The sequence below is a fragment of the Spirilliplanes yamanashiensis genome (assembly GCF_016863475.1).
Lineage (GTDB): Bacteria > Actinomycetota > Actinomycetes > Mycobacteriales > Micromonosporaceae > Spirilliplanes > Spirilliplanes yamanashiensis.
The window spans coordinates 20,176-32,624 of the sequence record NZ_BOOY01000024.1 but is presented as its reverse complement, the minus strand read 5'-3'; the positions used below and the strand labels follow the sequence as shown (position 1 = coordinate 32,624).

At 74.0% G+C, this 12,449-nt stretch carries 15 protein-coding genes and 1 tRNA gene; 7 read left to right on the top strand and 9 right to left on the bottom strand.

Annotated features, from left to right (window positions below):
* Positions 1-53: 53 nt before the first annotated feature.
* Both Sya03_RS15550 and Sya03_RS15545 read right to left on the bottom strand, forming a co-directional pair.
* Positions 54-695 (bottom strand): DUF6518 family protein, encoded by a 642-nt coding sequence (locus Sya03_RS15550; RefSeq protein WP_306890420.1) that lies wholly within the window; start codon positions 693-695, stop codon positions 54-56.
* Positions 695-1,183 carry a nitroreductase/quinone reductase family protein gene (locus Sya03_RS15545; protein WP_203939014.1) on the bottom strand — a complete coding sequence of 163 codons (489 nt, stop codon included), beginning with the start codon at positions 1,181-1,183 and terminating at the stop codon, positions 695-697. Before Sya03_RS15545 ends, Sya03_RS15550 begins: the two co-directional genes overlap by 1 nt.
* 101 nt (positions 1,184-1,284) lie before the next feature.
* On the opposite strand from Sya03_RS15545, the gene Sya03_RS15540 reads away from it, so the two are divergent.
* Positions 1,285-3,042: a fibronectin type III domain-containing protein gene (locus Sya03_RS15540; protein ID WP_203939013.1), complete on the top strand. Its 1,758-nt coding sequence runs from the start codon at positions 1,285-1,287 to the stop codon at positions 3,040-3,042.
* On the opposite strand, the gene Sya03_RS15535 is transcribed toward Sya03_RS15540, so the two are convergent.
* Positions 3,039-3,644, bottom strand: coding sequence for a hypothetical protein (locus Sya03_RS15535; RefSeq protein ID WP_239107549.1), 606 nt, complete (start codon positions 3,642-3,644; stop codon positions 3,039-3,041). The two genes, Sya03_RS15540 and Sya03_RS15535, sit on opposite strands and share 4 nt — an antisense overlap.
* A 68-nt stretch (positions 3,645-3,712) precedes the next feature.
* Positions 3,713-4,144, bottom strand: coding sequence for a hypothetical protein (locus Sya03_RS15530; protein WP_203939012.1), 432 nt, complete (start codon positions 4,142-4,144; stop codon positions 3,713-3,715).
* A 221-nt stretch (positions 4,145-4,365) separates the two neighbouring features.
* On the opposite strand from Sya03_RS15530, the gene ybiA reads away from it, so the two are divergent.
* Positions 4,366-4,860 carry a riboflavin biosynthesis intermediates N-glycosidase gene (ybiA, locus tag Sya03_RS15525; protein ID WP_203939011.1) on the top strand — a complete coding sequence of 165 codons (495 nt, stop codon included), beginning with the start codon at positions 4,366-4,368 and terminating at the stop codon, positions 4,858-4,860.
* A gap of 239 nt (positions 4,861-5,099) precedes the next feature.
* Here the strand turns inward: ybiA and Sya03_RS15520 are convergent.
* A tRNA-Thr gene (locus Sya03_RS15520) sits at positions 5,100-5,176 on the bottom strand.
* 122 nt (positions 5,177-5,298) lie between these two features.
* On the opposite strand from Sya03_RS15520, the gene Sya03_RS15515 reads away from it, so the two are divergent.
* The 3 genes from Sya03_RS15515 to Sya03_RS15505 are packed head-to-tail and all read left to right on the top strand — an operon-like array spanning position 5,299 to position 7,925.
* On the top strand, positions 5,299-6,993 hold the full coding sequence (locus Sya03_RS15515) for a metallophosphoesterase family protein (RefSeq protein WP_203939010.1): 1,695 nt from the start codon (positions 5,299-5,301) through the stop codon (positions 6,991-6,993).
* A gap of 10 nt (positions 6,994-7,003) precedes the next feature.
* Positions 7,004-7,393, top strand: a complete 390-nt coding sequence (locus tag Sya03_RS15510; RefSeq protein ID WP_203939009.1) for an MmcQ/YjbR family DNA-binding protein — start codon at positions 7,004-7,006, stop codon at positions 7,391-7,393.
* Positions 7,394-7,397: 4 nt separating this feature from the next.
* Positions 7,398-7,925: a GNAT family N-acetyltransferase gene (locus Sya03_RS15505; protein WP_203939008.1), complete on the top strand. Its 528-nt coding sequence runs from the start codon at positions 7,398-7,400 to the stop codon at positions 7,923-7,925.
* Here Sya03_RS15505 and Sya03_RS15500 read toward each other — a convergent pair.
* A complete protein-coding gene (locus tag Sya03_RS15500; RefSeq protein WP_203939007.1) occupies positions 7,922-8,767 on the bottom strand; it encodes a PSP1 domain-containing protein in 846 nt (281 codons plus the stop codon). The two genes, Sya03_RS15505 and Sya03_RS15500, sit on opposite strands and share 4 nt — an antisense overlap.
* 146 nt (positions 8,768-8,913) lie before the next feature.
* Between Sya03_RS15500 and Sya03_RS15495 the strand changes: the two genes are divergently transcribed.
* The gene (locus Sya03_RS15495; protein ID WP_203939006.1) at positions 8,914-10,182 is read left to right on the top strand and encodes a hypothetical protein; all 1,269 of its coding nucleotides are present in this window, start codon (positions 8,914-8,916) and stop codon (positions 10,180-10,182) included.
* 254 nt (positions 10,183-10,436) lie between these two features.
* On the opposite strand, the gene Sya03_RS15490 is transcribed toward Sya03_RS15495, so the two are convergent.
* Genes Sya03_RS15490 through Sya03_RS15480 form a run of 3 tightly spaced genes read right to left on the bottom strand, consistent with a single transcriptional unit; the run spans position 10,437 to position 11,700 of the window.
* Positions 10,437-11,057 (bottom strand): hypothetical protein, encoded by a 621-nt coding sequence (locus Sya03_RS15490; RefSeq protein WP_203939005.1) that lies wholly within the window; start codon positions 11,055-11,057, stop codon positions 10,437-10,439.
* Positions 11,057-11,377 (bottom strand): hypothetical protein, encoded by a 321-nt coding sequence (locus tag Sya03_RS15485; protein WP_203939004.1) that lies wholly within the window; start codon positions 11,375-11,377, stop codon positions 11,057-11,059. Before Sya03_RS15485 ends, Sya03_RS15490 begins: the two co-directional genes overlap by 1 nt.
* Complete coding sequence (locus tag Sya03_RS15480; protein ID WP_203939003.1) at positions 11,374-11,700, bottom strand: YbaB/EbfC family nucleoid-associated protein; 327 nt, start codon at positions 11,698-11,700, stop codon at positions 11,374-11,376. Before Sya03_RS15480 ends, Sya03_RS15485 begins: the two co-directional genes overlap by 4 nt.
* 174 nt (positions 11,701-11,874) lie before the next feature.
* On the opposite strand from Sya03_RS15480, the gene Sya03_RS15475 reads away from it, so the two are divergent.
* Entirely contained in the window at positions 11,875-12,444 is a 570-nt protein-coding gene (locus Sya03_RS15475) for an rRNA adenine N-6-methyltransferase family protein (RefSeq protein WP_203939002.1), read from the top strand.
* Positions 12,445-12,449: the final 5 nt, after the last annotated feature.

The following is a 12,449-nucleotide window of genomic DNA, read 5'->3' as shown; positions in this document are numbered from 1 at the left end:
CCGCCGGGTCGTGTCGGGGTGCTGCCGGTCCTGCCGCGCCGGGGTGGCGCGGCTCAGCCGAAACCGGCGAGGGCGAAGGCCGCGAACCCCAGCAGGGCGAGCGGCACGGCCACCGCCAGCGAGGCCACCCGCTGCCGGTTGGTGCGCGCCACCACCGCCACGACCAGAATCCCCAGCCCGCCCCTGATGACCACGCTCCACACCGGATCGGTGCCATAGCTCGGATCACCGATCCGCCGCGCCTGCAGCGCGGCCTCGGCGAACAGCACCGCCGCGGGCAGCGCGATCCCGACGGTCCGCCACCACCCCGCCGCCCGCGCCCACACCCCCGCGACGCCGAACACCACGCCGGCCACCACCGCGAACGCCATCCACAGCACCGACGGCGCCGCCCACAGCTGGGTGACGTCGTCCCCCTGGATCACGGTCGCGGCAAGGTAGTAGCTGGGCACGGCGACGACGAGCAGCACCGCGGCACCGACCGCCGCCCGCACCCACCCGGACCGCACCCAGTACCCGAACGAAAAGGCCGCCACGGCCCACACCGCGCTGGAGTTGCCGAGATCCCCGAACGGGAACGGCACCACCTTGATCCACACGAAGTCCAGCACCCCGAGCAGAAACCCACCCAGGACGGCGACGACGCCCACCACCGCACCGCGCCGGTCGGCGCGGACCGGCGCGATCCCGGCCACTACGTGCCCGAGGCATCAGGCCGCGGCTCCAGCACCACCACCGCGGTCTCGGACGGCCGCCGCGCCGCGTAGCCGTCCAGGTGCCGGTCGATCTCCCGCCACCGCGCCCACAATCGCGTCCGCTCGTCCCCCGTCGCGGCCCGGCCCCGGACCGCCCGCCGCCCGTCGACCAGCTCGACGGTCGCGTCCGGGTTCGCCTGCAGATTGAGCCACCAGGCGGGCTCGGGCTCACCCCACCCGTTCATGGCCATCGAGACGAGATTCGGGCCGTCCTCGAAGTAGCCGAGAATGACGCTGCGCGGCTGCCCGGACCGGCGACCCGTGGCGGTCAGGCGCAGCATGCCGTACTTGTTCCCCCGCGGCCGCGACAACCCGATCCGGCCGCCGGAGCCGCGGAACAGGCCCCGGTGCACCGCCCAGGCGAATCGGATGAACCAGCGGGGCGGCAGCCAGGGACTCTTCGTGCGGTGCTCGTCCGACGTCGTCACCACCTCAGCGTATGGACCGCTGTCACGCCCGGGACCGGCCGACGCGTTCACCGGCGGGTGAAGTGCTCATGACCCGGTGACCTGGACCGATCGTGCGGTTCGTGCGTCATGTGCTGCTCGCCACAACCCTCGCTGCCGTCGGCTCCCTGGCCGTCGCCGCCCCCGCCTCGGCGGCGCTCCCGTCGAGCGGCGCGTGGCCCGTCTGCGCCGCCCCGGCCGACCGGCACTGCGTCGAGTCGGCGGTCGTCCGCGACGGCGACGGCGGCGCGAGTGACGCCTCCGCCACCCTGGAGGTGCGCAGCGACGAGGACCAGACGGTGTCCTGGACGGCCGTCGGCGACGACCCGCCCGCCGGCCGGTACGAACTGGTCCTGCGCCTCGGCTCGTACCTGCCCTACTACGTCGACGCCACGGCGGCCGGATTCCGCGCGACGTACCGGGCCGACAACGACGGTGACGTCACCCTCACGATCACCGGCTCGCCGGTCACCACCTGGCGCGGCGACCTGTGCGCCGGCCAGGGCTACTGGTGCGTGACCGGCTTCGCCGACCCCGCGAAGTCGGGTACGCGGTTCGCCGGTGAGTTCTGGGCCGTCGATCACTGGAGCGGCGGCGCGGACCCCGAGACGCTCCTCGAGTACATCGGCTCGGACGCCGCGTACTCCTCGATCGGTTCGGAGGCGGCGGACGGGCACTGGGAACTGCTCGGCTTCGGCAACCCCGACTTCGGGCCGGACCGGCGGCCGCTGCGCAGCACGCTCAGCACCGCCATCCCGGAGCGGTACTTCACCGACCGGGGCACCACCGGCGCCGACGCCGTCGCGGCCGGGCTGGACGTGGTCGCGGTCCGGTGGGAATGGGGCGCGGGCGAGGTCGAGGCACCCGTCCCGGCGACCGCCGAGGCGCTGCCGGGAGGCGTGGCGATCGACGTGCCCGACCTGGTGCACGGCTACTACGCGGTCCGGGTGTACCCGCGGCCGTCGACGTTCCAGCCGGGCTCGGGGGTTCCGGGCGTGCCGACCGCCGTCACCGTGACCGGGGCCCACGACCGCACCACGGTGAGCTGGGCACCACCCGAGTCCACGGGCGGCCTGCCGATCACCCGGTACGTCGCCCGCATCTACGGCGCCGCCGCCGGCGGCCCCGCCTACGACGAGTGCTGGACCGGCGCCGACGGCACCACCTGCGACCTCGACGCGACCCGCCCGACGGCGACGTCGTACGTCCACGTCAGCGCCGTCACCGCGTACGGCGAGGGCATGCCCGCCACGGCGCTGCCCGTCGCGGGACGCCGCGTGGCGGGCGGGGTCCGCAACCTCGTCGTCGTCGCCAGGTCCGGCCAGGCGACCGTGACCTGGGCGCCGCCGGCCGACCCCGGCACCTCACCCATCACCGCCTACCGGGTCTTCCGCATCGACGACTCCCGCAACGAGTGCGTCACCGGCCCGGCGACCCGGACCTGCACGATCCGCGGGCTCACCACCGGCCGCACGTACCCCTTCTCCGTCTACGCCGTCACGGCGGACGGCTGGGGCATCATCACCGGCCTGTCCACCACCGTCGCCGGGCCACCCGGCACGCCCCGCGCCGTCTCCGCCCGGCCCACGGGGGCGAAGATCCGCGCGGCCTGGGCCCCGCCCGCCAGCGACTACGGCAGCCGGGTCACCCGCTACCACGCAACCGTCTGGACCGCCGCCAAGGGCGGCTCCCCGGTGGCGTCCTGCACGGCACCGGCGAGCCGGCGCACCTGCACAACCCGGGCGATCGCCGGCAAGCGGGCGTACTGGATCGCGATCACAGCCGTCAACGGGGTGGGCGTCTCGGCCCCGTCGACCCGCGTCCGCGTCACCGTTCGCTAGGCGGTCATCGGCCGGACGGGTGCGACGATGTCCCCGGTGGCACGGATGGCGTCCAGGAAGCGCCGGAAGACCGGCCAGGGAATCGTCCATCGGCCATGCATGGTCAGTGTCACGTGCCGGGAAGACATCGGAACGAACGGACCCGTATCCGGCGAGGCATCGGGGATCCGGACGTCGATGAAGTTGTTCGCCGTCGTGTCCGTGTCGACCTCATACAGCTCGTAGCACCACGAACAACCGTCGTGGTAATGGTTGACCTCGAACCGGCGACCTTCGTACGCCCAGGTGTTGAGTGTCACTGGGAGGGCGATCGCGTCGGGCGACAGATCACGGGCCTCGTCGACCAGATCACCGCTGGATTCGAGCCGGCCGATCAGCGCCTCCAGAACGGGCCACGGCACCACACCGCCCCCGGCATGAACCACGACGTGCTCGGCCGACTTCGGCGTGAACGGCCCGTCGGGAGTCGCATCGGGAACGGCAAAGGTCAGGTACGGCCCGGTGCCGGGCTCACCACTCAGTCCGGACAGCTCGTGGTGCCATGCGTCGTCAGGAAGGCTGTATCCCGAGGTGATCTCGTACAGCTTGCCGTCGTACTCCACCGCCGAATGATCGCAAGCCTCGTAGGGCTTGCCGAGCCGATTTCCTGCCGACCGACCTCGCCTGCGCCTTACTTCCGCCGCCCGCCCGTGCGTTGCGCCAGCCAGTCGGCGTACCACGTCCTCTGTTCGAGAACCGTGACCACCTGATCGCCAGGGGCGGGATCGAGTGTGCGGACCTCGGTGGGCTCGCCTGACTGGTTCTCTTCCAGCAGATACACGGAGTGCCCTCGGCCCATGTCCTGCTGCATACCGGACGACCATGCGTTCCGTCTGGCGCCGTTGCAGCACAGCTGAATCCGCTCAGCCTCCAGCTGCTCCCGAAGGTCCATCAGGGCCGCGAACACGCTCGTCCCAACCGCGTTCCAGGTTCGGCCATCCCCGGTGAGCGTCAGAGTCAACTCCGGGTAGCGGCCTTCGATGACACGTATTGGCCAACTGGTCTCGACGCTGTCCCGGAGGACGGTGACAGGACGTTCGTCGGCGGCTGCGTCGGCGATCACGCCGGAATCGTAGGCACACGCACCATTGCTAAGACGCGCATGGCCCGCCAGGCTGTCGCGCTCGTGCTCCTCTCCGGTGAATATCGCCCACCGCCTGATGCGCGACGGTCAGGCGCCCGCCGTCGGCGCGGCTTGTCCGGATGTCGAGCAGCAACTCGGTTGCTGCGGCGCCGGCGGCCGTGGCACGGTGCGGACTCTGACCCTTCTGTTCCGAGGCCCTGGTGACGATTTACTTTTACGGTGCCGACGAGGTTCCGTATGGCTGCTTCTCGAACTTCTCCGCGCACGGCTTCGACCTGGACGGCCGCTGGTGGCCAACGTCGGAGCACTACTTTCAGGCGCAGAAGTTCGCCGGCACCCGCCATGCCGACCTGATCCGCCGGGCGGCCACGCCGCTGCGCGCCGCACAGCTGGGTCGCGATCGGTCCCGGCCGCTGCGCCGTGACTGGGACCGGGTCAAGGACGATGTGATGCGCCGGGCAGTGGCGGCCAAGTTCGCCGCTCATGCCGACATCCGCGCGATCCTGTTGGGCACCGGTGACGAGGAGATCGTCGAAGACACCGACACGGACCACTACTGGGGACGTGGTCGGTCCGGGGTCGGCAGGAACATGCTGGGCCGGATCCTGATGCGCACCCGCACCCGGCTTCGCGCCGACCAGGCACACACCGGCGACAAGGGTCACGGCGGTGTCCGCTCATCGGCAGATCAGTGAGTGCAGCGGACTCGTCTGTCGCGGCCTCACCAGGTCGACCGTCTCGGCCGCCAGTTGTCGGATTGCCTCCCATTCCAACCGCACGACCGCGACACCCTTCCGGTCCTGCAGCCTGCCGAGCCGTGGCGGCTTGGTCTTCAGGAGATCGCTGCGCGGCATGCGGATGCAAGCCTCTGACGGCACCCGCCATCAACCTCGGGAAAAGGAGAAGCCCAGGCCAACTGACCTGGGCTTTCTCGTGGAGCCGCCTGTCGGAGTCGAACCGACGACCTACGCATTACGAGTGCGTCGCTCTAGCCGACTGAGCTAAGGCGGCAACGCTGAACGAGTGTACGGCATAGCACCCCCCGTACCGGAACGGGATACCCGACTCGGGTGCGCAGCAGCCCCCGGGAAGCGGACAGACGGTGTCAGACTACGCCGCTAGGCTGCTCAGCCGTGACGTCGTATCCGCCGCGGCCGCGCAGTATGGATGAGCGTGAGCTGGGGTTCACCCCTCGGAAGCCGGTGCCGTGGCTGGCGCCGTTGTTGCTGCTCAGCACGGGGTTGCGCACCCTGGGCGCGGTGCTGTTCGGGGCGTACCTCGACAAGCGGGAGCTGCAGAACGCGCTGCCCGACGACCTGCACCGCCAGCCGGGCGAGGGCGGTGAGCTGTGGCTGGACTACGTCGCCGATCTGGGGGACGGCTTCGACGCGACGTACTCGGTGGCGTACCTGCTGGCGCAGCCGGAGCTGGTGGTGGACGGCCGGGAGTTGCCGCGCGGGCAGGTGCTGGTCATGGGTGGGGATCAGGTGTATCCCACGGCGAGCGGCGACGAGTACGAGAACCGGATGAAGGGGCCGTACCGGGCGGCGTTGCCGGCGCCGCCGTTGGAGGGGCCGCGGCCGACGTTGTTCGCGTTGCCGGGCAATCATGACTGGTACGACGGGCTGACGGCGTTCCTGCGGTTGTTCGCGCGGCGTAAGGACGGGCAGATCGGCGGGTGGCGGACGGCGCAGCGGCGGTCGTACTTCGCGGTGGAGTTGCCGGCGAACTGGTGGTTGTTCGCGATCGACGAGCAGTTCGGGGCGTACATCGACGATCCGCAGCTGGTGTATTTCGAGCGGGCGGCGGCGCGGCTGGGGCCGGGTGACCGGGTGGTGCTGATGGTGCCGGCGCCGACGTGGGTGAAGGCGGCGCGCAAGCCGGGGGCGTATGACGCGGTCGACTATTTCGTGCGCACTATTGTCGCGCCGAGCGGGGCCAAGGTGCGGGTGATGGTGTCGGGCGACCAGCATCATTACGCGCGGTACAGCGGGCCGGACCGCGAGTTGATCACGTGCGGCGGCGGGGGCGCGTACCTGCTGGGCACGCAGGGGTTGCCGGAGCGGATCACGGTGCCGCCGGAGGGCACGCTGACCCGCAACGCCAGCCCGCGGCAGCGGTACGAGCGGGCGGCGGCGTACCCGGATCTGGCGGCGTCGCGGCGGCACGCGTGGGGGGTGTTCGGGCGGCTGCCGGTGCGCAATCCGGGGTTCGGCACGATGCTCGGCATCGTCCACACCCTGCTGATGCTGGCCATGCTGGGGGCGACGACGCGGGTGGCGGAGGCGCAGCGGCTGTTCACGATCCCGCTGGTGGCGGTGCTGCTGGTGACGGTGCTGGGGGCGGTGGCGTTCGCGCAGCCGCCGGGGGCCGACTCGGACCGGCACATGCGGCACTGGGTGCTGGGGGTGCTGCACGGAGCGGCGCACGTGGGGCTGGCGGTGGCGGGCACGTGGGTGTGGTTGCAGTTCCCGTTCCGGGACTGGCCGTGGCCGTGGCCGCTGGCGGTGGCCGCGGTGCTCTACGGGCCGGTCATCGGCTACCTGGCGGCGCTGCTGGTGTCGCTGTACCTGCTGGTGGCGAGCGGTTTCGGGGTGAACGTCAACGAGCTGTACGCGGGGCAGGGCATCGAGCACGGCAAGTCGTTCCTGCGCCTGCACGTGGCCCGCGACGGCACGCTGACGATCTACCCGATCGGCGTCGACCGGATCTGCCGGAAATGGGTGGCCGCGCCGGACGACCCGGCGGACGCGCCGTGGCTGCGGCCGGCGGAGCCGCTCGCGGGGCGGCTCATCGAACCGCCGGTTGTCGTCGCACCCCCCGCCTAGGGTGGGTCGCATGGCCAGCTGGGAGGACGTCGCCCGGATCGCGTTGTCGCTGCCGGAGACGACGGAGTCGACGTCGTGGGGCAGTCCGGCGTGGAAGGTGCGCACTTCCACGTTCGCGTGGGAACGCGGCCTGCGCGCGAAGGACCTGGCGGAGCTCGGCGACGCCGCGCCCGACGGGCCGGTGCTGGGGGCGAGCGTGCCCGACGAGGGGGCGAAGCACGCGCTGATCGCCGACGACCCGGCGGTCTACTTCACGACGTCGCACTTCGACGGCTACCCGGCGGTGCTGGTCCGGCTCGACGCGATCGCCGAGCCGGACCTGGAGGAGCTGCTGACGGAGGCGTGGCTGGCGAAGGCGCCGAAACGGGTGGCGAAGGCGTGGCTCGACTCGCGATCCTGAGCCGATGCCCACCCTCGTCGCACCCACCGCCGACCTGCACACCGCCTGGCTCGCCATGCGCGACGAGTGGGGCCGCGGCGTCCACCAGGACGGCAGCGGGCTGCGCCCCGGCGACGAGGTGGACTCCCCCGCCGGCTTCGCGGCGTGGGTGGCGAAGCTGCGGCGGCTCGGCGACGAGAGCGTCCCGCCGCCGGAGGGCTGGGTGCACGCCGCGTTCTGGTGGATCGCCGGCGACGACGGCGCGCTGCTGGGCGCCATCTCGCTGCGCTACTCGCTGAACGACTTCCTGCTCGACGCGGGCGGGCACATCGGCTACGGGGTGCGCCCGTCGGCGCGCGGGCGGGGCGTGGCCACCTGGGCGCTGGGCGCCGTGCTGGCGGCGGCGCGCGGCCGCGGCCTGGGGCGGGTGCTCGTGACGTGCGACGAGACGAACCCGGCGTCGGCGCGGGTGATCGAACGCCATGGCGGGGTGCTGGAGGACGTGCGGGACACGGTGCTCGGCCGCACCCGGCGCTACTGGATCACGCTCTAGTCGGCGTACCGCTCATCGTGCTGCTGGCGCGGCCCGCACACCGAGGCGCGGCTGCACGAGCAGCGGGAACCGTCGGCGTCCATGCGCACCACCACCGCGTCGCGCGGCACGCTGTGCGCCACCACCCGGCCGTCGCCCTCCGGGGTGCTGACCCGGGTGCCCACCGCGGGGGCGGTCGCCTGGAACTGCTGGTAGAGCGGGTGCTCGTACTTCAGGCAGCACATCAGGCGCCCGCACGCCCCGGAGATGCGCAGCGGGTTCAGCGGCAGGTCCTGGTCCTTCGCCATCCGGATCGTCACCGGCTCGAAGTCCGTCAGGAACGTGGCGCAGCACAGGTCGCGCCCGCACGAGCCGATGCCGCCCTGGACCCGCGCGGAGTCCCGGGCGGACAGCTGCCGCAGCTCGACCCGGCAGTGCAGGGTGGCGCCGAGGTCGCGCACCAGCGACCGGAAGTCGACCCGGTGCGGCGCGGTGAAGTAGATGGTGGTGCGCGACCCGCCCGTGCCGGTGCCGCCGGACTCGATGACGTGGTCGACGGCGACGACCTTCATGGGCAGCTGGTGCTCGCGGATGAGGCGCTTCGCCGCCACCTTCGCCTCGGCCTTGCGGCGGCGCAGCAGGTCGTCGCGGCGCAGGTCGGCGTCGTCGGCGAGGCCCGCCACCTTGGGGAACCCGTCGGTGTCCTCCGACACCCACTGCGGCGCCCACACGCACTCGGCCACCTCGGTGCCGTCGTCGGTGGGCACCAGCACCCGGTCACCCACCGCGATCTGCAGGCCGCCCGGGTCGAGGTAGTAGAGGCGTCCGTACCGGTTGAAGCTGACCGCGCACAGCATCCCCATGCCCACACACTACGACGGTGACGGCCTGATCGGATAAGTGACCGATCGGCCGAGCCGGACATAGAGGGCGCAACCGCCGACATCGACCGTCGTTGGGCAGGACCGTAGACGCTCCCCGATACGTGATCCGCCCGGAGGACGCCCCGATGCCGCACGCCCACCGCCAGTCCGCAGCCCTCGCCGCCACCGCCGTCCTCGCCTCCGTCGTCCTGCCCGCCGACCCTGCGGCCGGCGCCCCCGCCGCCCCGGCCCCCGCCCCGGCCTGCGCCCCCGCGTACGCCGCGGAGGCCGGCGCCCAGGCCCTCGGCATCCACCGCCTCGGCGGCGACACCGCCCTCGACGTCCGCATCGCCGAGACCCGCACCGGCGTCGCCGCCCCCGGCTCCGCCGCCACCGCCCGCCCCCTCGGCGGCACCGACGGCCCCGACGCCCTCACCACACCGGTCACCCAGACGGCGCCGCCGCAGAACCCGGCCGCCACCACCCGCGGTCCGGCCACCCGCACCGCCGGCCCGTTCACGCTGCGCCGCGCCACGACGTCCGCGCACGCCCGCTGGACCCCCGGCCTCACCTGCGGCACCACCACCGGCCCGGTCACCCGCGCCGAGGCCCGCCTCGGCGCCGCGCAGGCCGGCGACCTGCTGCGCGCCCCCGCCGGCCTGGCCGCCTGGAACACCACGGAGCTGGCACGGCGCGGCAACGCCGTCCACTCCGTGGCCACCGCCGCCGTCGAGCCCGGTACGCTGCGCATCCTCGACGGCGCCGCCACCGTCACGATCGTCCGCGGCCCCCACCTGACCGCCGCCATCGCCCCCGCGAAGGGCACCGCCCGCGTCGACTACCGCCCACCCGTCGTCGAGGTGACCGCCCCCGGCACCCCGCCGAAGCGCCTCACCACCCCCGGCGCCACCGCCGAGATCCCCCTTGACGACCGCACCGAATCCGCCCTGCTCGGCGCCCTGCCCGCCCTGGCCACCGTCGGCGGCGTCCCGCTGCCCGGCATGCCCCCGCTGCCGGGCGTCCCCACCCTGCCTTCGGGCCGCCCCGAATCCGCCCCCGCCCCTGACGGCACCACGCTGCGCGTCACCCTCGGCACCCTCAAGCAGGCAACCCAGGGCCAGGCCGTCGCGGCCCGCGCCGTCGCCGTCCGCCTGGAGATCGTCGGCCCCGGCCGCGACAAGCAGGGGTACGCCCACCCGGCGCTGGACGCCGATTTCGGCGTCCTCGAGGCCGCAGCGGTCGCCCCGCTGCCGCCGTCGGCCCGAGCGGCGGCGGCTGCGCCGGAGGGCGGCCAGGGCGCCGGCCTCCCGGTGACCGGCACGTCGACGGGTGCAGTGGCCGGCGTCGGGCTGACCCTGCTGGCGGCCGGCCTGCTCCTGGTCGGCTGGACGACCCGCCGCCGCAGGACGACCTGACCCCGCGGGGCCGCGTGTTCACGCCGGGCCGCGACGCGCGGACCGGCTTCGACCGCGCACCACGTCGCGTCCCTTGGAAGGACGCCGACATGAGGCCGCACGACACCCAAGCCCGCGCGGCGGGGTGCGGCCGAGGCTGCGGACCTCAGCAGGGACCGCAACCAAGCCGCGTGCCCACTCCAACCGCGGCCGAGGTCCGCGACTCCCCCTTGGCGCCGCTGCTGGCTCAGCACGCAGCGCGGGCGGCGGCGTCGTCAGATCGCCGGCGGGGGTGGGGACTGGGCGGACAGGGTCGTCGTGCGGTCCAGCAGGGGTTCGGCGGCGGCGAAGGCGTCGGCGACCGTGCGCAGGACCCGGGTCGCGACCTCGGCGGCCGCGCCGTGCTGGTCGGGCGGGAGGAGTTCGGCCGGGCCCGCACCCGTGAGCGGCAGGGCCGCCGACTCCGCCGACGCCAGGACGTCCGCGAGGACCGCCGCGACCGCGCGGCGGGTGCCGCGCATCCACTCTGCCAGGTCGTCGCCGAGGTCGGCCGTGGTGGCCGCGCGGCCCGCCAGGGCGTCGACGTGGGTGGACAGGGCGCGGCGGCCGGTGGCGTACGCGTCTGCCGCGGTGCCTGCCCACGCGCCCGGGGCGGGCAGGGTCGACGCCACGTCGGCGAGGGTGTCGCGGGTCGCGCGGAGGGGGCCCGCCGCGGCCGCGATGTCGTCCGGGCGGAGTGCGGCCACCGCCTCGACCGCGTCGCCGGGTAGGAGGCGCACCCGGCGCAGTTGGGTCCACAGCGGGTGGCCGGCGGGCGCGCCCGCGTACTCGACGATCTCGTCGACCCGGGCCAGCAGCGGCCCGGCGGCGGGCGCGATGCGGTCGAGGGTGTCCATCAGGCGCTCCCCCGCAGGTGGCGGGAAACGAGGGCGTCGGTGTCCGCGTACCCCCGGTGGGCTGTGCGGACCGCGGCCGAGGCGTCGAGCAACCGGTCGGCGGCGGCCGCGGCCTCGTCGGCGCGGGCCGCGACCGCGGCCTGCCAGGCGGCGTGCAGCGCCGGGGCGGGGCCGGCGGCGGCGCGCGGGGCGGTGTCCGGGACGGCGCGGCGCAGCGTGCGGGCCGCGGACACCAGGGCGGCGGCGGCCTCGTCGAGCCGGTCGGCCAGGTCGCCGGGCGTCGCGACCAGCACGCCGGGCGGGGTGGTCGTGGCGCTCATCGGCCGGCCAGCGGCAGGTAGGCGCTGAACACCTCGTCGTGCAGCTTCGCGCGGGCCCAGCGGGCGGCGTCCGCGGCCGCGACCACCGCCTGGCGCACGGAGCGCGACACGTCGTCGTTGGTGCGGCGCTGCAACGACCCGAGGATGTGCACGTCGACGATCGCCCCCGCCGCCGTGACCACCACCTCGACCGAGCCGTCCGGCGACCGGACCGTCACCCGGGTGCCGGCGGCCGCCTCGTCCAGCTGGGCGCGCAGCGACTCCAGGCGGCGGTGCCGCTCGACGGCCTCCTCGATCCAGGCCTCGTCGATCTCCCGGGCCATGCGGGCTCCTCACCAGCGGTACCGGCAACGTCGCGTTACGACACCGAACCGTACCGGTTCCCCCAGCCCCGCCACAGCCCCGAAGTCCGAAAAGGACGGACGAAATTCCGTTGCCCAGTTTTCTCTCCCAGACCTACGGTCGCGCCGTGGGAGCTTTCATGGTGATGGTGCGCCGTGCCCGCGGCAGGGTCGCGGCGGGCGTGGGGCTGGCACCCCCTGACCGACCGGTGGGCCGAACGGGTCGTCGCTGACGCCGGTGTGCAACCCGGTGACCTGGTGCTCGACGTCGGCGCCGGGCGCGGTGCGCTGACCCGGCCGCTGGTGGCGGCGGGGGCGCGGGTGCTGGCGTTCGAGCTGCACCCGGGGCGGGCTCGCGGGCTGCGGGAGTCATTCGCCGGGGCGCCCGTGACGGTCGTCGAGGTCGACGCGGCGCGGTTGCTGCTGCCGCGGCGGGCGTTCCGGGTGGTGGCGAATCCGCCGTACGGGATCACGAGCGCGCTGGTGAGGCTCCTGCTCGCGCCGCGGTCGTCGCTGGTCGCGGCCGATCTGGTGGTGCAGCGGGCGGCCGCGCGGCGGCTCGCCGAGGCGGGCGGGAGCGCGCGGTTCGAGCTGTCGGTGGGGCTGGCGGTGCCGCGGTCGGCCTTTGTGCCGCCGCCGCAGGTCGACTCGGCGGTGCTGCGGATCCGGCGGCGGGTGGAGGGGCCGACATCGCGGAAAACGCGGCCTCGGCGGAGTGGGCGGTGACCGCG

What these genes read in the sequence shown, in the direction of transcription:
- Sya03_RS15495 (WP_203939006.1), top strand. Translation starts at nt 8,914, where the DNA reads ATGCCGCACGCCCACCGCCAGTCCGCAGCCCTCGCCGCCACCGCCGTC.
- Sya03_RS15490 (WP_203939005.1), bottom strand. Translation starts at nt 11,057, where the DNA reads ATGGACACCCTCGACCGCATCGCGCCCGCCGCCGGGCCGCTGCTGGCC.
- Sya03_RS15485 (WP_203939004.1), bottom strand. Translation starts at nt 11,377, where the DNA reads ATGAGCGCCACGACCACCCCGCCCGGCGTGCTGGTCGCGACGCCCGGC.
- Sya03_RS15480 (WP_203939003.1), bottom strand. Translation starts at nt 11,700, where the DNA reads ATGGCCCGGGAGATCGACGAGGCCTGGATCGAGGAGGCCGTCGAGCGG.
- Sya03_RS15500 (WP_203939007.1), bottom strand. Translation starts at nt 8,767, where the DNA reads ATGGGGATGCTGTGCGCGGTCAGCTTCAACCGGTACGGACGCCTCTAC.
- Sya03_RS15510 (WP_203939009.1), top strand. Translation starts at nt 7,004, where the DNA reads ATGGCCAGCTGGGAGGACGTCGCCCGGATCGCGTTGTCGCTGCCGGAG.
- Sya03_RS15505 (WP_203939008.1), top strand. Translation starts at nt 7,398, where the DNA reads ATGCCCACCCTCGTCGCACCCACCGCCGACCTGCACACCGCCTGGCTC.